This is a genomic window from Mesorhizobium sp. Ca11, assembly GCF_020165275.1.
Lineage (GTDB): Bacteria > Pseudomonadota > Alphaproteobacteria > Rhizobiales > Rhizobiaceae > Mesorhizobium.
Window position 1 is genome coordinate 90,260 of sequence record NZ_JAIUHU010000011.1, and the last position, 18,194, is coordinate 108,453.

At 61.9% G+C, this 18,194-nt stretch carries 12 protein-coding genes; 4 read left to right on the top strand and 8 right to left on the bottom strand.

Annotated elements, in window-relative coordinates; genetic code table 11:
• Positions 1-13 precede the first annotated feature (13 nt).
• The 4 genes from LB538_RS19950 to LB538_RS19965 all read right to left on the bottom strand — a co-directional run bounded on the left by LB538_RS19950 (position 14) and on the right by LB538_RS19965 (position 4,090).
• The gene (locus tag LB538_RS19950; protein ID WP_224528630.1) at positions 14-1,165 is read right to left on the bottom strand and encodes a substrate-binding protein; all 1,152 of its coding nucleotides are present in this window, start codon (positions 1,163-1,165) and stop codon (positions 14-16) included.
• Between the two features lie 53 nt (positions 1,166-1,218).
• Positions 1,219-2,064, bottom strand: a complete 846-nt coding sequence (locus LB538_RS19955; RefSeq protein ID WP_224528632.1) for a nitrilase family protein — start codon at positions 2,062-2,064, stop codon at positions 1,219-1,221.
• Between the two features lie 248 nt (positions 2,065-2,312).
• Positions 2,313-2,957 (bottom strand): ANTAR domain-containing response regulator, encoded by a 645-nt coding sequence (locus LB538_RS19960; protein ID WP_224528634.1) that lies wholly within the window; start codon positions 2,955-2,957, stop codon positions 2,313-2,315.
• Positions 2,957-4,090: a transporter substrate-binding domain-containing protein gene (locus tag LB538_RS19965; RefSeq protein WP_224528636.1), complete on the bottom strand. Its 1,134-nt coding sequence runs from the start codon at positions 4,088-4,090 to the stop codon at positions 2,957-2,959. The genes LB538_RS19960 and LB538_RS19965 overlap by 1 nt, the downstream gene beginning before the upstream one ends.
• 1,257 nt (positions 4,091-5,347) lie before the next feature.
• Between LB538_RS19965 and LB538_RS19970 the strand changes: the two genes are divergently transcribed.
• The 3 genes from LB538_RS19970 (at position 5,348) to LB538_RS19980 (ending at position 12,262) form a co-directional block, all read left to right on the top strand.
• Positions 5,348-8,869 carry a DUF5801 repeats-in-toxin domain-containing protein gene (locus LB538_RS19970; RefSeq protein WP_224528638.1) on the top strand — a complete coding sequence of 1,174 codons (3,522 nt, stop codon included), beginning with the start codon at positions 5,348-5,350 and terminating at the stop codon, positions 8,867-8,869.
• A gap of 114 nt (positions 8,870-8,983) precedes the next feature.
• On the top strand, positions 8,984-10,729 hold the full coding sequence (locus tag LB538_RS19975) for a type I secretion system permease/ATPase (RefSeq protein WP_224528639.1): 1,746 nt from the start codon (positions 8,984-8,986) through the stop codon (positions 10,727-10,729).
• A gap of 3 nt (positions 10,730-10,732) precedes the next feature.
• Positions 10,733-12,262: an HlyD family type I secretion periplasmic adaptor subunit gene (locus LB538_RS19980; RefSeq protein WP_224528659.1), complete on the top strand. Its 1,530-nt coding sequence runs from the start codon at positions 10,733-10,735 to the stop codon at positions 12,260-12,262.
• Positions 12,263-12,346: 84 nt separating this feature from the next.
• On the opposite strand, the gene LB538_RS19985 is transcribed toward LB538_RS19980, so the two are convergent.
• Entirely contained in the window at positions 12,347-12,649 is a 303-nt protein-coding gene (locus LB538_RS19985; RefSeq protein WP_095765383.1) for a DUF982 domain-containing protein, read from the bottom strand.
• Positions 12,650-12,952: 303 nt separating this feature from the next.
• Between LB538_RS19985 and LB538_RS19990 the strand changes: the two genes are divergently transcribed.
• The gene (locus LB538_RS19990) at positions 12,953-14,410 is read left to right on the top strand and encodes an NCS1 family nucleobase:cation symporter-1 (RefSeq protein WP_224528664.1); all 1,458 of its coding nucleotides are present in this window, start codon (positions 12,953-12,955) and stop codon (positions 14,408-14,410) included.
• A 101-nt stretch (positions 14,411-14,511) separates the two neighbouring features.
• Here LB538_RS19990 and LB538_RS19995 read toward each other — a convergent pair whose 3' ends face one another.
• The 3 genes from LB538_RS19995 to LB538_RS20005 form a co-directional block, all read right to left on the bottom strand.
• Complete coding sequence (locus LB538_RS19995; RefSeq protein WP_224528668.1) at positions 14,512-15,057, bottom strand: DUF1697 domain-containing protein; 546 nt, start codon at positions 15,055-15,057, stop codon at positions 14,512-14,514.
• A gap of 175 nt (positions 15,058-15,232) precedes the next feature.
• The gene (locus LB538_RS20000) at positions 15,233-16,870 is read right to left on the bottom strand and encodes a CTP synthase (RefSeq protein ID WP_140542386.1); all 1,638 of its coding nucleotides are present in this window, start codon (positions 16,868-16,870) and stop codon (positions 15,233-15,235) included.
• Between the two features lie 148 nt (positions 16,871-17,018).
• On the bottom strand, positions 17,019-18,146 hold the full coding sequence (locus tag LB538_RS20005; RefSeq protein WP_224528671.1) for a L,D-transpeptidase: 1,128 nt from the start codon (positions 18,144-18,146) through the stop codon (positions 17,019-17,021).
• Positions 18,147-18,194: the final 48 nt, after the last annotated feature.

Sequence of the window (18,194 nt, forward strand, 5' to 3'; positions counted from 1 at the left end):
AACAGAGGCGCGACTACAGGTTCGGGCACTGTTGCCCGGGGTCGACGCCTTCGAATTTGTCGACGACGGTCACCGAGCCATCCGCCTTTACCTGGCCGAGATACATGGTCAGCGGAGCGTGGTGCTGCTTGCTCATCGACACCGTGCCGCGGGGGCCGACGAAGGATACCTCGGCAAGCGCTGCGAGCACAGCGGCTGTATCGGTCGACCCGGCTTTCTCGACCGCGGCCTTGTAGAGGTAGATGCCTTCATATTCAGGCACTGAGAGGTCGTTGGGGGTGCGCAGGTCGGCGCCGAACTTCTTCTCGATGGCGGCAAGGAAGGCCTTGTTGGCGTCGATGCCGATGCTGGTCACATAGGAAGCGGAAATGAAGATGCCGGCAGCATCCGCACCCATGCTCCTGGCGGTCCCTTCGTCGACGGCGAGGTTGCCATAGGGGATGGTAACACCAGCGCCGCGCAACTGCTTGGTCAAGGTGACGTTCGGCGCGCCGCCGGCGGTCGAGGTGATCACCGCGTCGGCGCCGGAACTCTTCAGGTTGGAGATGATGGCCGTCCAGTCGCTGCCTTCCATCGGCAGATACTCCTCGCCGACCACACTGGCGCCTGACTTCTCGATATAAGCCCTGGCGAATTCCAGCATGCCGCGGCCGAACGCGTAATCCGAGCCGATCAGGAAGAATTTTTTGGCGCCATGCGTCTTCATGAAATTGTCGACGATCGGCGGCACCTGCTGCTCCGGCACCCAGGCATTGACGAACAGGTTGGCCTTGCAGGATTTGCCCTCGTAGAACGAGGTGTAGATGTAGGGTATGTCGCCCTTCGAGATGATCGGCAGGCCGGCATTGCGGGCAGCACTCGTCTCCATGGTGATGACGGCGTTGACCTCCTTCTGGAAGACCAGCGAATCGAAAGCCTTCTGCGCCCCCGCCGCACCCGAGGCATCGTCGGCGATCTCCAGCGCAAGCTGGCGCCCGAGCACGCCGCCGGCAGCGTTGATTTCGGCAACGGCCAGTTCCGCCGATTGGACGACCGAAGGCGCGACGACGCTGTTGGCGCCAGAGAGACCGACCGGGATGCCGATCTTTATCGGTCCGTCCGCGGCGAAGGCGGCGCTGGTCAGGGCGGCGCTGGCGAATGCAAGGATCACTGCTCTGTTCTTCATGGTATTCCCCTTTCTCTGGTTGATCTTACCGGGTGGTGCCGGCTTCTTCTTGGTTATCCGTAGACGTCACTGCGGCGGTCGCCGATGGCGTCGTTGCGCTCACTCAGCGCGCGCGCCTTGGCGACCTCGCCGAGGTTGATCGCGGCGATGAGGATTTCCTCGTCGGCTTCGCTGGCCGGCCCAGCAATCGGCCAGCCGGTCGGGCCGACGATCAGGCTCCTGCCGACAAAGGGCTGGCCGCGCTCGATGCCGACACGATCGGCGCAGGCGATGTAGATGCCGTTGCTGTGGGCGGCGGCCTTGTGCAGGATGTTGGCCATCGGCTCCGGGTGGTTGCCCTGGGCCGGCATCGGCACCCAGTTGGTCGGCACGCAGACCAGCTCGGCGCCCTTCAGCGCCAGCTGCCGATAGGTCTCCGGGAACCAGCCGTCATAGCAGATCGCCACGCCGATCCGGCCTATCGCGGTGTCGAACACCGGCAGGCCGAGATTGCCCGGCTGGAAGTAGAGTTTTTCGCGGTTCCACAAATGCAGCTTGCGGTAGGTGCCGATGGGACCCGATGGCCCGCACAGCATGGCTGCATTGAAGAAGCGGTCGCCGTCCCGCTCGGCAAGACCGCTGACGATATGGAGGTCAAGCTCGTTGGCCAGCGAACAGAGCAGCGTGGCGCTGCGCCCATCCGGAATGGGCGCTGCGAGCTCGGCAAGCTCTTCGTGGCTGTCGAAGACATAGCCGCTGTCGGCCAGCTCCGGCAGCACCACCACAGATGCGCCGAGACCGGCGGCCTGGCGGATCAATCGGTCCATCGATTTGAGATTTTTGTCCAGCCGGCCGATCGCCGGCTGGAACTGGATGCAGGCCAGACGTAGGTCCGCCGTCGCTTTCGCATGTGTCGTCAAGGCCTGTCTCCAAACGCAAAAAACCCCTGGGCGCGGAAGTCATCCGCGAGCCAAGGGCTACATAGCCATCAATGTGAAACGGCATTCCTGCCGATGAGCAAACCCGCTCGTGCTTTAAGAAGTTGCACGGACGGCAGATCGCGTCAAGGGCCAAAGATTCTGGCCAAAACCGCTGGTGTAAACTTCGATTTGTCGAAGCAAAATCAGCTGGTTATACCAGCTTTTTGCCGCAGCATACCGCTAGCGGCCTATCGATCGTTCGGCTGTTTCTGATTGCCTTGCGTGGCAATTCCGAAGCCGAAAGCCCGCATCGCTTCCTGGGCCGCGAGGATGCCGTCGGCGACAGAAACCAGCGCCACCCGCTTCGATGTCGCCTGATCGCGGATGAGCTTGTAGGCAGTCTCCTCGTCGACGCCGTTCATCTCGACCAGCACCCTGACCGCCTTCTCGATCGTGCGGCGACCTTTCAGCGTATCCTCCAGTTTGCGCACCTTGTTGGCCAGCCGCCCCTCGTAGCCGTAGCGATAGCGGGCCAGCGCAAATTGCGTTAGCACGCCCAGTTGTCGCAGCGGTTTGGTGATGACACCATGGGCGTTGAGGTCAATGATCGCCTTGATCGAAGTCGGGCTTTCGTAGGTGACGATGGCGACAACTGCTGCATTCACGCCTTCTATGAGTGATACCATCGCATCGGTCGGCGCTTCGCCCACCTGCACGAACACCGTGTCGATATCGCCCGGGATCGACGCCGGCGGCGGCCACGCCGCCCGGACCTCGCAACCCAACCGCCTGAGGTGATCGACCAGGGCAGCGCCATCCTCGTCCTTGGGGTGGATGACCAAGATCTTCGCTTGCCGCAGATCGTTGAGGATGCGTTTGAGCGTCGCCGTCATTACAGCCACGGCTCCTCGAAATGGGTGGCGGCGAGATAAGGGTCTGGCCGGATCGGCGCCTGCGACTGCCATGCGATGTCGAACTGGCCAGCAGCGTTGGCGATGCCGATGCGCGGTGTCGACCAGACGTGGCGGTTTTCCTGGTCGAACATCATCCTTCCCTCAGGCGACGCATAGTCGATTTCGAGCGCCGCCTGGCTGAGGCGGAATGTGTCGAGGGTTCCCGCCTTCTCCAGCGCGCGAGCGAACAGATGCACCTGCGTGTAGGCCGTTTGCGACCACATGGTCGCGGTTGTCCTGTCGCCAAAGCGGCGGGCGAGGTCACCGACAAAGCGCTGGTTCTCGTCGCTGTCGACACTCGCCAGATAAGGCGCGGCCAGCACATGGCCGGTGCAATGTTCGGCCCCGATCACCCGGATCTCGCCTTCCGCGAGCGTCAGGCTGGCGATCGGCCGCTTTGTCCGGTCGATGCCGGCTTCGGCATAGAGCCTGTAAAGGATCTGCGCGCTACGCCCGATCACCGTCGAGAAGACGGCGTCCGGCCCGGCCTTTTCGATGTCGGCCATCAGCCGTCGCATCCGGGGTTCGTCGGCATCGAGCGGCACATATTGTTCCTCGACGATGGTGCCGCCCCTGCATTCCAGCAGGTCGCGCATCACCCGGTTGGATTCATGCGGGTAGATGTAGTCGGACCCGGCCATGAACACGCGCGGCCCGTAGCGTTGCAGGATGAAGTCGGCAAGCGCGAAGGTGTTTTGGTTGAGCGTGGCGCCGGTGTAGAGGACGTTTTCGGAATATTCAAAACCCTCGTAGATCGAGGGGTACCAGAGCAGGCCATTGTAGCGCTCGACGATCGGCAGCACGGCCTTGCGGCTGCCCGACATCGAACAGCCGAAGATGACGTTAACATCGTCCTCGGTCAAAAGCTTGCGGGCGAGCGACCGAAACCTCTCGGGGTCGCTGCCCGGGTCGTAGGCAATCGGCTCGATCTGCCGCCCCAGTACGCCACCGCCGGCATTGATCTCTTCGATTGCAAGCGCTGTGCCGTAGAAATGCTCGCTTTCGGTGACCGAGGTGATGCCGCTGCGCGAAAAAAGGATGCCGACACGCCATGTCTGGGCTGTTCCTGGCACGGCAATCCTCCCCTGCTTTTTCCGGCAAAGGCCTATTGCACATGAGGCGTTGTGGCAATCGTCATTGGATAGTTGCTCTAGTTGCGTACAGATGACGTGCCGTTTGGTCAGTAGTTAATGCAAAGCGAGGCGCACGTCTCGTTTGAGCGAATGTCAAGAATGCCACCAAGCAGCCGCCATTGTAGCGGCCACTTTGAACGAGCAATGTTGGCGCAAACTCGCCCAAATCCAAAGCACCAGCGATGTCCGCTTTTGGCGGGCGAACGGCACTACTAGAATGACCGAAATCAGGCGCAAAGCTGTCGTTCATATTGGAAATGTGTGATGAAGCGCGCTATCCGAACACCGCCCATATCATAAGCCGGTGCCTTACAAACCGACCAAAAACCGAACCTAATACCCCGCTTTGTCCATAAGCACCCGCAATTCGGGCTGAGGTGCGACCCAGATTCCGAAAGTTCCAAGAACCCCAGGGAAATTGGATGCCGCATCGGACTTTAAGGCCCATGGATATCGCAGCGAACATTCGCGATGGAACGGCCAACATCGGCGGCAAGAGAGCGTCCGAATGGGACTGTCGGCGGCTCCGTCGTGGGAACGAAAAAAGAAGAGAAGCAGAACGTTTGTGTGCGATTTTTGCACACGGCTGCCCGCAACCATCTGATATTACTTAGCTATCTGCCCGATCCATCATTGGTGCTATGGCGAGCGTCGTCTGCATAAGCCTATTCAATGCTGTTTGTCCCTGTCATAATCAAATCTGTCAGTGCAATATACCGCATTCTCTTTTATTTTCAGATACTTCGATGAACAGGGACATAAGTCCCATTTCGAGAGGGACCATTTTCCACAGTCACATAGTTATTAAAAAATCAATAGTCCAGTTTTAATTTTCCACAAATAAGAGTAAACATTAGCTGCTCATAATATGAGCAGTGGAGGCGTGCAGGCAGTCATGCCTGTTGGGGAGGGGCGGTTAGTATGCCCTCATCATTTATCTTCGGCGCCCGCCGTGGGCGGATTGCCGATGCGCACAGGACGCATCCCCCCAGCAATGTCTGACGGGGCAAGGAGCGGAGGATCAGCGGCGGCTCCTCCGAACCCCCTCTACCCCTCCTGAGAGTCAATTCACCACTCCAGTTTTCTTTAACGGTGGCGCGTAGCGCTGGCCTGGCCAGCGGATGCGCGTCCGTGCGGCCGGTTGCCAGCGTTGGGGCTGAAATCGCGCTGCCGCATTGAAACCAGGGAGAATTTCCAATGGCACTCGATATCACAGCTCAAGACATCATCATCGACGAGACCACCGGCCCGCAGGATGACGACATCAACCCGGCCCTTCCGCCGCACAGCACCAACGACACGCTTACCTATCTCTTGGGCCTCGACGGTCCGGGAGGGCTGGCCTCACCCGAGGTCGCCTTCCAGAGCGACTTCGTGATCGCCACGGCAAATGCGGGCGAAACCATCACCTCGGTTATTCTCACGCAGAATGCCTCCGGAACTCCGTTTTCGACCACCGTCGGCGTGAACAGCGGCATCCGGACGGTCGATGGCAATTATGTCTGGCTGTTCCAAGATCAAACTCACCCAAACGTTGTGATCGGCGTCATTGGGACCTCAAACGCGGCCACCATGCCCGCCCCGACCGGTCCACTCGCCTTCTCGTTTGGGCTGGCCAGCACCAGCGCCACCAATGCAGACCTGTACCTGGTTCAATATGTGCCGTTGTTCCATCCGGATGCAACCAACCCGAACGACCAAATCGATCTGCTCAACAAGGTGTTCGCATCGGTCACGGGAACGACCGTGCTCAATTTCAGCCAGCTTGGCGACGCCCCTCCCGGACACAACAATTGGTACATCCTCGACGCCGACGTCGCGAGCTCACAGAAGATCCTTGTCACCGCTCACGACAATGGGGTGCAGGCTGAAGTCAACGTCAGCACGCAAGGCCTGGGCGTCTCATCCCAGGATGTACGCTTCGGCCGTGAGCTTCAGATCGATCTGATAAATGGCGGCACCCAGAGCGCTGGCAAGAACTTTACCGACACGCCGCTCGCGCCCAACTACACCGACCACATCGAGAACGTCTCCGGCGCAGGTTTCTCGATCTCGCAGTCCACACCCACCAACACCGTGGCCGATATTGAGGTCCACGCCTACAACAATAACGACAACGCGAAAGGCTCCGTGTTGCCGGGTGACGACAACGATACCGAGATCAATATCACCGGAGTGACGTTCAAGCTGAACGGCGTCGCGACGACGGCCGCCGCCCTGGGCATAACAGTTGATCTCAGCGGCACCGGAATGGTCCTGCACAACGTCCGCGAGGGCGTGACCGTCGATTTCACGACCGCGGGCGGCTCGGGCGGAACGTTCGACCGATTCACCATCAAGAATATCGACACGGAGAAGGACTATTTCGACGTCAAGGAAGTGCACTTTGCTGGGAACGTGGCCAACGCCTACAACGAACAAGTCGGCTCTTTCATCAACTTCAACGACGATGGACCAAGCATTTCGACGACCGGCACCGAGCCGACGCTGACCGTTGACGAGACGATTCTTGGCACCAACGACACGAAGAGCTTTGCCGCCAACTTCAGCCCGCTCTACGGGGCAGACGGGGCGGGCACGGTGACCTACGCGCTTAGCTTTACGGCAGGTTCGACCGGACTTGTCGACACCGCGACTGGGCAGCCTGTCGTCCTCTCGCTGAGTGGCGGCGCCATCCAAGGTCGCACAGCCACGAGCAACGACCTCGTGTTCACGGTCTCTGTCGACGCTTCGGGCAACGTCACCCTCGATCAGATCCGCGCGGTGGTCCATCCCACCAGCGACCCGGACGAGAGCAAGACTCTGGCAGCCGACAATTTGATCCAACTCACCGCGACCGTCACCGACAAGGACGGTGACCACGCACCGGCCACCCTCGACATCGGCCAGAATCTCAACTTCAAGGACGACGGGCCGAGCATCTCGACGACCGGCACCGAGCCGACGCTGACTGTCGATGACACGGTTCTTACGACCAACGACACCAAGAGCTTTGCAGCGAACTTCAGCTCGGCCTTCGGGGCAGACGGAGCCGGCACGGTGACCTATGCGCTCGGCTTTACAGCGGGCTCGACCGGACTTACCGACACCTTATCCGGCCAGGCGGTCGTCCTCTCGCTCAATGGTGCCATCATCGAAGGTCGCACCGCCACAAGCAACGACCTTGTGTTCACAGTCTCCGTTAGCGGTACCGGTAGCGTCACCCTGGATCAGCTCCGGGCAGTGGTCCATCCGACCAGCGACCCGGACGAGAGCAAGACGCTGGACGCGGACAACCTGATTCAACTCACCGCGACCATCATCGACAAGGACGGCGATCAACAGGCGGCCACACTCAACATCGGCCAGAACCTCGTCTTCAAGGACGACGGGCCGACGATCACGGTGCCGTTCGACGGGGATCCCGTTACCCCAGGTATCCAGCACGAGACGCTGGCCAACACGCTCAACGCGTCGGCCACCGGGGCCTTCGGCTACGATGTTGGCGCGGATGCCCACCCAGCCGCGTTCTACGACACCACGCACTCGGACTTTGTCGACCAGGACGTCGTGGCTGCCGGCATCCAGCTCAGCCTTGGTGGCAACCTCACAGGTCTTGTCCCCAACACGCAGACGCCGTTCATTAGCTCGTCCGCGACGCTCCAGTCGGAAGACGCCACCCAGGCAACGTTCAACTGGCAAATCTCGTACGACAGCGACCCGAATACGGCCGGCGACCAAACGGCCACGGCGGGCGGTACCCTAGTCTTCAACAAGACTGCTGACACCTACACCATCACCTTGAACGACGCGGTGGAGGGCTTCACCAAAGACATCCTGCACACCAGTGAGCTTCTATCCAAGGAGCCCACGAGCAATGTCGGCCACCCGAACATTGTGGTGGAGAAGCTCTTCGAGGCGGACAGCACTCCCGAAACGACCGACCGGGACTTCTTCGTGCAGTTCACGGCGAACTCGGTCACCAATACCATCAAGTTCGGTCTTAACTCCACCGGCGACAGCGACAACGCGACACCCACCGACACCGCGTGGAACCCTGGCGATCTGGTCACCAACAACCACGAGGACTGGGTGTCTGCCACCCAGAGCACGAACGGGGTCGCTGGCGACACCATCCAGAAAGGCGAATTGCTGACGCTGCGGTTCTTCGACACCAGCCCTGGCATCGGCACCGAGAGCATCACCCCGAGCCAGACGGCCGCCGACATGGCCATCAAGTTCGACGGGATCGGCACCAGTGAGGACCTGATGGTCATCCTTCAACTCGTCAGCAGCACGGACAGCAGCGTGCATACCACCAAGGCGATCTACATCGAGAACGCCGACATCTACAAAATGGGGCAGGTGCCTACCGCATACGCAGCCGACTTCCCACTCGATAACAACGACGGCCTCATCATCATCGAGAGGAACGACTACAATGGTGTCGGCGAGAACTGGGTGATCCAGGGTGCACAGATCATGCAGTCCGGTAACGGGATCATCGGCGACGGCACGGCGATCGACCTGAACCGAGCCACTGGCTCAGGTGGCGGCAGCTCTCAAACCACATTGGTGAACTGGGACCCGACGGACAACGACGTCTTGAAGATCGTGGACCTCGGCTTCACCTCGACGCAGACCACGACACCGGACGCGCACCTCGACTTCGGCGTCCAGATCGCGGACGCGGATGGCGACACGACAGCGGTGCAGCACATTCTGGTCGACATCGCCTGACGCCTGACCTTACGGGGGCAGCCGATGCTGCCCCCGTAACGACACCGGCCCAGGTGCCAATTCAATGCCGGGGCCGGGCACTGACAAACGGCATCGAAGCGGGGGGTATCCGTGATGCAGCCAAGGCCACAATTCCAGGAAGTGATGCATCTGGCCCGCCATCAGGTGCCCGCCCTCCTTCTCTTCAGCCTGCTTACCAATCTCCTCCTGCTCGCCAGCACCGTGTACATGCTGCAGATCTACGACAGAGTGCTGTCCAGTGGGTCGATCGACACGCTGCTATGGCTCACCCTTGCCGTCATCGGCGCCATCGCCGTCTATGGCCTGCTGGAACACGCCCGCCGGATGATGCTCGGGCATATCAGCCAGTGGCTGGACGACCAGCTCAGCGTTCCGGTGATCGAACGCGCCATGGAGGCGCGCCTGGCCGGCAGCAACCTCGAAACCGGCCTGAAGGACGTGGGCGATCTGCGCGGCTTCATTGCCGGCGATGGCATACTGACTTTCCTCGACGCGCCCTGGACGCCGGTCTTCCTGGCGTTCATGTGGTTTCTGCATCCGGCATTGGGTGTAGTCGGCCTTGCCGGCGCCGTGCTCCTGTTCTGCGCCGCGCTCGCCAACGATTTCCTCACCCGCCGCAAAGGCCAGGATGCGGCAGCGGGACTGCGTCGCAGCCAGGCCGCCGTCGGTCAATTCATCGATGGCGCCGAGACATTGCGTTCGCTCGGCATGTCCGAGCCGGCCCTGCGGCGGTGGGAGCAAAACCAGCAATCGCTGATCGACATCCAGACCCGGATTTTACAGCGCACCACCATCATCGGCAGCCTGTCGCGTTCGCTGCGTCTCGCCCTTCAGGTGGCCGTGCTGGGGCTCGGCGCCTATCTCGTCCTGCGTCGCGAGCTGACACCCGGCTCGATGATCGCGGCTTCCATCCTGCTCAGCCGCGCGCTGGCGCCGATAGAGCGCTCGATAGGCGCCTGGCGCAGTCTGGTCAGCGCGCGGACCGCGCGCCGCAACCTGATGAAGCTTTTCGCCGAGACCAGGTCGATGCAAACAGCCGGCGTCAGCCTGCCCCGCCCGCAAGGCCGGCTGAAGCTCGAAAACCTGCATTATTGTGCGCCAGGGACGTCGCAGGCGCTGCTGAACGCGATAGGCTTCGGCGTCGAACCCGGCCAGACCTGCGGCGTGATTGGCCCATCCGGCTCGGGCAAGACCACGCTCTGCCGTCTCATTGTCGGCACGCTGCGGCCCTCGCTCGGCCACGTCCGGCTGGATGGCGCGGAGGTCTGGAACTGGCCTGCGGAGGAACTCGGTCAGCATATCGGCTATCTGCCGCAGCAGGTCGAGCTGTTCCCTGGAACGATCGCCGAGAACATCGCCCGCCTGCGTGACGTCGACAGCGAAGCGGTCATAGCCGCGGCTCAACTCGCCGGCATCCACGAAATGATCCTGCGGCTGCCGAGCGGCTATCGCACCGAAGTCGGACCGCATGGGGCCCGGATATCGCGCGGCCAGCGCCAGCGCATCGCGCTGGCCCGGGCGCTATTCGGTGACCCGCCGCTGATCGTCCTCGACGAGCCGAACACCGGCCTCGACGGCGAAGGCGAAGTGGCGCTGTTCAACGTGCTCCGGCAGCTCAAGGAGCGGGGCCGCACGGTAGTCGTCATCAGCCATCAGACCAATCTTCTGCGCACTGCCGACCATATCGCCCTCATCCGCGACGGATCCCTTTCGATGTTCGGCACGCGCGACGAGGTGCTCGGCGCGCTGGCAGGCCAGCCCAGGCGCATCCCGGTGCCGGCGGCCATACGGGACAAGATCGCCGCCAATGCGCCAGCAAACCGGAAGGCAGGGGAGTGAGCCATGGGCGGTGATCGATTTGGCGACTTCTCGACGATGCTGGACAGGCTGATGGATAGCTTGGGCGCGTTGGCGGACAGACTGTCCATTTCCGCAGGCGATCTGGTCGCCGCGGCATCGATTTCGTTCCGCGGCCTGAACCAGCCGACGCGCGTCACAATGATTGCGGCCGCCGGCGTGCTCGTCCTGCTGCTGATTTCAGGCTTGGTCCGGCGGCGGTCACCTGCCCTCCGCGCCAGCGGCCGCGACCTGAACCGACGGACGCGGCCAGCGCGCATGCTGGGCTATGTGTCGGCGATCGTCTTCGCGGGCGGCACCGCCGCATGGTCAAGCGTCGCCCTTCTGGCAAGCGCCGTCGTCGCCACCGGCGTTGTCAGCCCCGAGGGCTACCGCAAGACCGTCCAGCATCTGGAGGGCGGCATCATCGGCGCGATCCACGTGAAGGAAGGCGACAAGGTGAGCGCCGGCCAGGTGCTGATCAGCCTGAAGACGACCGACGCCCAAGGTCGCTATGACGAGTTGCAAGGCCATTATATCCGACTGCTGGCGACCGAAGCGCGCCTGGTCGCGGAGCTTGCCGGGCAGGACCGGATCACCTTCCCCAAGGAGCTGACATCGATCGACAGCGAGACGGCGCGAAAGGTGGTAGCCGAGGAACAGGCGCTGCTCGACAGCCGCCTGGCGACCCGTGCAGGGCGCACGCAAATCCTCAACAAGCGCATCGCGCAAATCCAGGAGCAAAGTACAGGATCGAGGGAGGTGATTGCCGCCGAGGCCGAGCAGCTCAGGCTGATCGACCAGGAGATCGCCTCAGCGCAGGAAATGTACAAACAGGGACTGGAACGGCTGCCGCGGATACTGGCGCTGCAGCGGTCCCAGGCCGAGATCCGCGCCAATCAGGCGTCGAACCGCGCGCAAGTCGCACACAACGACCAGCAGATCGGCGAGACCGAGTTCCAACTCCTCAATCTGCGCCAACAGGACAGCGAGAGCGCCAATGAGGATCTCGCAAAAGTGCGAGGGGACCTGGCTGAACTGCGCAGCCAATTGCCTTCGCGCCAGGATGTGCTGGCCAGGACCGACATTGTCGCGCCAATCGCCGGAACGGTGATGAACCTGCGCATAACGACCGAATCGGGCGTGATCGCAAGCGGCCAGGCGCTGCTTGATATCGTTCCCAACGAGCCCAATCTGGTCATCGATTCACGCATCAAACCGGCGGATATCGACGTGGTACATCCTGACATGCCGGCTCGCGTGGTGTTGTCGGCCTACCCGAGCCGGCATCTGCCGCAAATCCATGGCCTGCTCACATCGGTGTCGGCCGACCGGCTGACGGACGAAAAGACCGGCGAGCCTTATTTCCTCGCCAAGGTCAAAGTCGACACCGCCGATCTCGCAGAGCTGCATGACGTGCACTTGTCTCCCGGCATGCCGGCGGAGGTCATGATCATGACGGGAGAGCACACTTTGCTCGACTATATGCTGGCCCCGGTGCAGGCTTCGCTCACACGCTCTTTCAAGGAAAACTGAGCCGACGACAGTACAGCGACGTCGGCCATAAGCCGACGCCTCATCGTCGCATCTGTCAGGCGCAGCCGCGCGGGCGTGACGGCGCTAGCGCCTCAGGGCGTGGACATTGTCCATCGATGCGCCGCCCAGCGGCAGCGCCATGTCGTCGTCGAGCAGCCGGGTGATGCGGGCAAAGCCGACAAAGGCTTTGCGCGCTTCCTCGGCCGACATCTTGCCCGACAGTGCCGCCGCGCAGCAATTCAGGGCGCATTGATAAACCGGGCCGCGCCGTCCCGTTGGCCACTTCCGCAGGAACACCATCGCCTCGGAGACGCTATCGACTTCCTCCACAGGGTATCCCTGCCCACGCGCAATTCGCACTGGGGTAAAGAAATGCAAGCGATCCATAATTATCCTCCCGGTCGACCGCAGCGCAGTCGAACCGCAATAAACGCACGTCCCGCGAATCGGTTCCAAACAAATTTGGTTGCCGATGGAAAAAGTTCGAAACGCGGGCCCGCGCCTGACATGCGCGAAAATCAATTGGCGACTCAGCCAATGCAGGCCTGGAGCCGCCGGATAACGGCGATTCTCATTGAATATCTTTAAGGCGAAAGCCGGCAAATGGGTTGCTTGCCGGTTACCCTGCGTCAGGCTTAACCTCCGCGGTCAACGCGTGAGGGCGCGTTTACAAAAAGGGGAACACTTGCAATGACCATTCAAGGCGCATCGCCTGACCTCTACAATGAGGATCTGGCTCCCGCAACGGTCAGGAACTGGGGACCGTTTTCGATCTTCAATGTCTGGACCTCCGACGTCCACAGCCTCTGGGGCTACTACCTAGCGGCAAGCCTGTTTCTGTTCTGCGGCGGCTTCGTCAACTTCATCATCGCCATCGGCATCGGCTCGCTAATCATCTATGCGCTGATGAATATGGTCGGCTATGCAGGCGTGAAGACCGGCGTACCCTACCCCGTGCTTGCCCGCGCCTCCTTCGGCATCTGGGGCGCCAACGTCCCGGCGCTGGTGAGGGCGATCGTCGCCTGCTTCTGGTACGGCGCCCAGACGGCCGCGGCGTCGGGCGCGATCGTGGCGCTGCTGACGCGCCTGCAATGGTTCGACGAGTTCAACAAGAGCTCGCACCTTCTGGGACACTCGACGCTGGAGGTGATCTGCTTCATCATCATCTGGGCGCTGCAGTTGTTGATCATCCAGAAGGGCATGGAGACCGTCCGCCGCTTCCAGGACTGGGCCGGCCCGGCCGTTTGGGTCATGATGCTGATCTTGGCCATTTTTCTTTGCGTGAAGTCCGGCACTTTCGCCTTCACCAGCGACATCCCGATGGATGTGCTGCTGGACAAGACCAAGGATGCCGGCGTTCCGGGCGAGCCTGGGTCCTGGACCGCGCTGTTCGCGGTGGCAGCGATCTGGGTGACCTATTTCTCGGCGCTCTATCTCAACTTCTGCGACTTCGCCCGCTATGCGCCGGACAATGCGGCACTGCGCAAGGGCAACATCTGGGGCCTGCCGGTCAACCTCATTCTGTTCTCGCTGGTCGCCGGCGTCACCACGATCGCCGCCTACGACGTCTATCATGAGGTGCTGCTGCATCCCGACCAGATCTCGGCCAAGTTCGACAGCTGGTTCCTGGCCGCGCTTGCCGCACTGACCTTCGCGGTGGCGACGCTGGGCATCAACGTCGTGGCGAATTTCGTCTCGCCGGCCTTCGATTTCTCCAACGTCTTCCCGCGCCAGATCGACTTCAAGAAGGGCGGCTACATCGCGGCGCTGATCGCGCTGGTGCTCTATCCCTTCGCGCCATGGGAAGGCAGTGCGGCTTCCTTCGTCAACGTCATCGGCGCGACGATGGGACCGATCTTCGGCGTGATGATGGTCGACTACTACCTGATCCGCAAAAGCGAAGTCGACGTCGAAGCACTCTATCGCGAAGACGGCGAGTTCCGTTTCCAGAGCGGGTGGCATGTCAACGCCTTCATCGCAGCCGGCATCGGCGCCATCTTCTCCTCGATCCTGCCTAACTTCACCAACTGGCTGCCGTCCTGGTGGGGCGTCTATGGTTGGTTCTTTGGCGTGGCGATCGCCGGCGCCGTCTACTACGTGCTGCGCACCATGGCGCTTGGCGCCGGGGCAAGGACCGCCAAGGCCTGAAACAAGGCAGTAGGCAGTAGGGCTTAGGCAATAGAGAATGCCACCCTACTGCCTACTGCCTACTGCCTACTGCCTACTGCCTACTGCCTACTGCCTACTGCCTACTGCCTACTGCCTACCAACTCCGCCAGACGGCGCACCGTGTTCCAGTTGCGCGACGTGCCGATGCCGAGGCGCTTGTGATTGGCAGCGGCAAGCAGCCGCGAGCTCGGCCGCTCGCGCGAGAAGACAAGCCAGATATCGCCGTCGACTAGGAATACTTTTTCGTCGGCGGCGGCATAGGCCTGGAGTGCCTCGACGGTGTCCGCCGGCAGCGGCTCGCGCATCACGCGCACCGCAACCTGATCGGCCGTGTCCGCTGATTCGCCCGGAAACGGATTGGCGGCGGCAAGCTTCAGCCAGTCCTCGGCACGGCGCACGATGATGTCGACATGCCGGCCGAAGCTTTTCTCGAACGCCTTTTCCAGCCGGCCCTCGAGCTTTGAAAGCTCGCCTGTGCGCGCCTCGAACACCAGATTGCCCGTCGCCACCAGCGTGCGGACGTTTTTCAGCCCGAGGCTTTCCGCCATGGCCTTCAGGTCGGACATGACCACCCGCCGCCCCTCGCCCAGGATGATGCTGTAGAGCAGCGCGACATAAGTTTGCATTACGGTCCGCATAGCTGGCACGCAGGCCGGAGCTAAGGCGTGCTGAGATTCAGGTCAGGCCGAGTCGAAAATGGTGGGTTCCGAGAACCGGAGCGGAACGTACTTGAAGTACGTGAGCACCGGAAGCGCAGGAAGCCGCCATTTGCAGGCCGGCCTCACCTGAATATCAGCACGCCTAGACGAGCCGCGACTGATCCACTGCAGCCGAGATAAAGCTCGCGAACAGCGGATGCGGGTCGAGCGGGCGGCTCTTCAGTTCGGGGTGATACTGCACGCCGATGAACCATGGGTGGTCAGGATATTCGACCGTTTCCGGCAGCACGCCGTCGGGCGACATGCCGGCAAACACCAGGCCGCAATCCTCGAGCCGCTGCTTGTAGTCGATGTTGACTTCGTAGCGATGTCGGTGGCGCTCGGAAATTTGCGTGTCGCCGTAGATATCCGCTATCTTCGAGCCCTTGGCGAGCTCGGCCTGATAGGCGCCAAGCCGCATCGTGCCGCCGAGATCGCCTGCGGCCCTGCGCTTCTCAAGCATATTGCCCTTCAGCCACTCGGTCATCAGACCGACGACGGGCTCGTCGGTGGGGCCGAACTCGGTCGACGACGCATGGTCGACACCCGCCAGAGAGCGGGCCGCCTCGATGCAGGCCATCTGCATGCCAAAGCAGATGCCGAAGTAAGGCACCTTGCGCTCGCGGGCGAACTTTGCCGCCAGGATCTTGCCTTCCGAACCGCGCTCGCCGAAGCCGCCGGGAACGAGGATGCCATGCACCTTCTCCAGCCACGGCGCCGGGTCTTCCTTCTCGAAGATCTCGCTTTCGATCCAGTCGAGCTTGACCTTGACGCGATTGGCGAGGCCGCCATGCGACAGCGCCTCAATCAGCGATTTATAGGCATCCTTGAGGCCGGTGTATTTGCCGACGATGGCGATCGTCACCTCGCCTTCCGGATTGTGGATGTGGTTGGAAAGCTTCTGCCACGGCTCCATGCGGGGCTTCGGCGCCGGGTCGATACCGAAGGCCGCCAGCACTTCCGAATCGAGGCCCTCCTGGTGATAGGCCAAAGGCACGTCATAGATATGCGGCACGTCCAGCGCCTGGATGACGGCGCTTTCGCGCACGTTGCAGAACAGCGAAAGTTTCCGGCGCTCCTCCTTCGGGATCGGCCGGTCGGCGCGCACCAAAAGGATGTCGGGCGCGATGCCGATGCCGCGCAGTTCCTTGACCGAATGCTGCGTCGGCTTGGTCTTCAGTTCGCCGGCCGTCGGGATGTAGGGCATCAGGGTCAGATGCACATAGACGGCGTTGTTGCGCGGCAGGTCGTTGCCGAGCTGTCGGATCGCTTCCAGGAACGGCATCGCCTCGATGTCGCCGACCGTGCCGCCGATTTCGCACAGCACAAAATCGTAGTCGTCATTGCCGTCCAGTACGAAATGCTTGATCTCGTCGGTGACGTGCGGGATCACCTGCACAGTCGCGCCGAGATAGTCGCCGCGCCGCTCGCGCTCGATGATGTTCTTGTAGATGCGGCCGGTGGTGATGTTGTCCTGCTGGTTCGCCGAGCGCCCGGTGAATCGCTCGTAATGGCCGAGATCGAGGTCGGTCTCGGCGCCGTCATCGGTCACGAACACTTCGCCGTGCTGATACGGCGACATCGTCCCGGGATCGACATTGAGATAAGGATCGAGCTTTTTGATCCGCGCGCGATAGCCTCGCGCTTGCAGAAGAGCCCCAAGAGCTGCTGCGGCGATGCCTTTTCCGAGTGAGGAAACCACGCCGCCTGTGATGAATACATATCGCGCCATGGGAGTCATCGCTTAACGCGGCCTGATTGATTCCGCCAGAGAAAAAACCGCCGCGAAGGCTTTTTCCCAAAATGGCGACGGGGCCCGCACGGGCTTGGATTCAGTCAAAACAAAAGGGCCGGCGATGCCGGCCCTTTCGGCAGTTTGACGGAAAGCCTTAGATAATAACAACCTTCGTGCCGATCTTGACGCGGCTGTAGAGGTCCATGACGTGCTCGTTGATCATGCGGAAGCAGCCATTGGAGGCGCTGGTTCCGATCGACTGCGGCGCGATTGTGCCGTGGATGCGCAGATGCGTGTCCTTCTTGCCGTCATAGAGATAGATGGCGCGCGCGCCGAGCGGGTTCTCGCCGCCGCCGGGCATGCCGTCCTTGTATTGGCCGTAATGCTTCGGCTCGCGCTTCTGCATGTCGAGCGTCGGTATCCAGCGCGGCCATTCCTGCTTGTCGCCGACGGCTACCGTGCCCTTGAACTGCAGGCCTTCGCGGCCGACCGCGATGGCATAGCGGCGTGCCGTGGAAAACGACTCGACGAGGTAGAGGCGGCGCGCGCTGGTGTCGATGACGATGGTGCCCGGCTCATAACCGGTGAACGTGACGTCCTGCGGCACGAATTCCGGCTTCACCTTGAACGGCCGCTTGGCGGCCTTCTTGGCCAGCGCCGAATCAAGCGCACGGGTCTCGGGCAGGTAACTGATCGAGGTCACCGACGAGCCGCCGAAGAGGCCGGCAAACAGCCCGCCGCTGCTCGTCTGCTTCTGGCCGGGCTGCTCACTGCGCAACTCGCCATTGTTGCCGGTAGCGGTGATGTTCATGACCTCAGCCGGGATAGGCTCCTCGGCTTTGACCGGCATGATCTGCGCCACCGGGTCCAGCGGCGCGATGATCTTGGTGGTCTTCTTGGCCGGTTTGGCATCGGCGACCTCAGCCGTCGCGGCAGTGCCCTTCTTGGCGAGCCATTCCTGGCGCGCCGCGTCAGCCTTGGCCTTGGCGGCCTCGCGCATCGCCATCTTGCGAGCCTCGAGCGCCTTATCGTTTGCCGCCTGCTTGTCGGCGGCGATCTTGGCCTCGAGCTTGCCGATCTGCGCGAGATCGTCCGAGGTCGGATTTTTCTTCTTCTTGAGAAGCCTCAGCTGCGATGCGTCGCTCTTGGCGGCGGCAACGGGAATGGCGTCGGTTTTCTCTACCGACGGGGAGGAGACCTTAGTTGCCGGTCCGGCAAGGGCCGCGGAACCCATGCCGAGGACGGCACAGACTCCCAAAATGATGAAGCTGCGAAGCTGCATGGCGAAGATCCGATCGTTCAATGCGTGTTGCCCACGGCGTCGCCCGGC

Coding starts and splice junctions, on each gene's coding strand:
- LB538_RS19995 (WP_224528668.1), bottom strand. CDS start 15,057: ATGCAAACTTATGTCGCGCTGCTCTACAGCATCATCCTGGGCGAGGGG.
- LB538_RS19990 (WP_224528664.1), top strand. CDS start 12,953: ATGACCATTCAAGGCGCATCGCCTGACCTCTACAATGAGGATCTGGCT.
- LB538_RS20000 (WP_140542386.1), bottom strand. CDS start 16,870: ATGACTCCCATGGCGCGATATGTATTCATCACAGGCGGCGTGGTTTCC.
- LB538_RS19985 (WP_095765383.1), bottom strand. CDS start 12,649: ATGGATCGCTTGCATTTCTTTACCCCAGTGCGAATTGCGCGTGGGCAG.
- LB538_RS19980 (WP_224528659.1), top strand. CDS start 10,733: ATGGGCGGTGATCGATTTGGCGACTTCTCGACGATGCTGGACAGGCTG.
- LB538_RS19975 (WP_224528639.1), top strand. CDS start 8,984: ATGCAGCCAAGGCCACAATTCCAGGAAGTGATGCATCTGGCCCGCCAT.
- LB538_RS20005 (WP_224528671.1), bottom strand. CDS start 18,146: ATGCAGCTTCGCAGCTTCATCATTTTGGGAGTCTGTGCCGTCCTCGGC.
- LB538_RS19960 (WP_224528634.1), bottom strand. CDS start 2,957: ATGACGGCGACGCTCAAACGCATCCTCAACGATCTGCGGCAAGCGAAG.
- LB538_RS19950 (WP_224528630.1), bottom strand. CDS start 1,165: ATGAAGAACAGAGCAGTGATCCTTGCATTCGCCAGCGCCGCCCTGACC.
- LB538_RS19970 (WP_224528638.1), top strand. CDS start 5,348: ATGGCACTCGATATCACAGCTCAAGACATCATCATCGACGAGACCACC.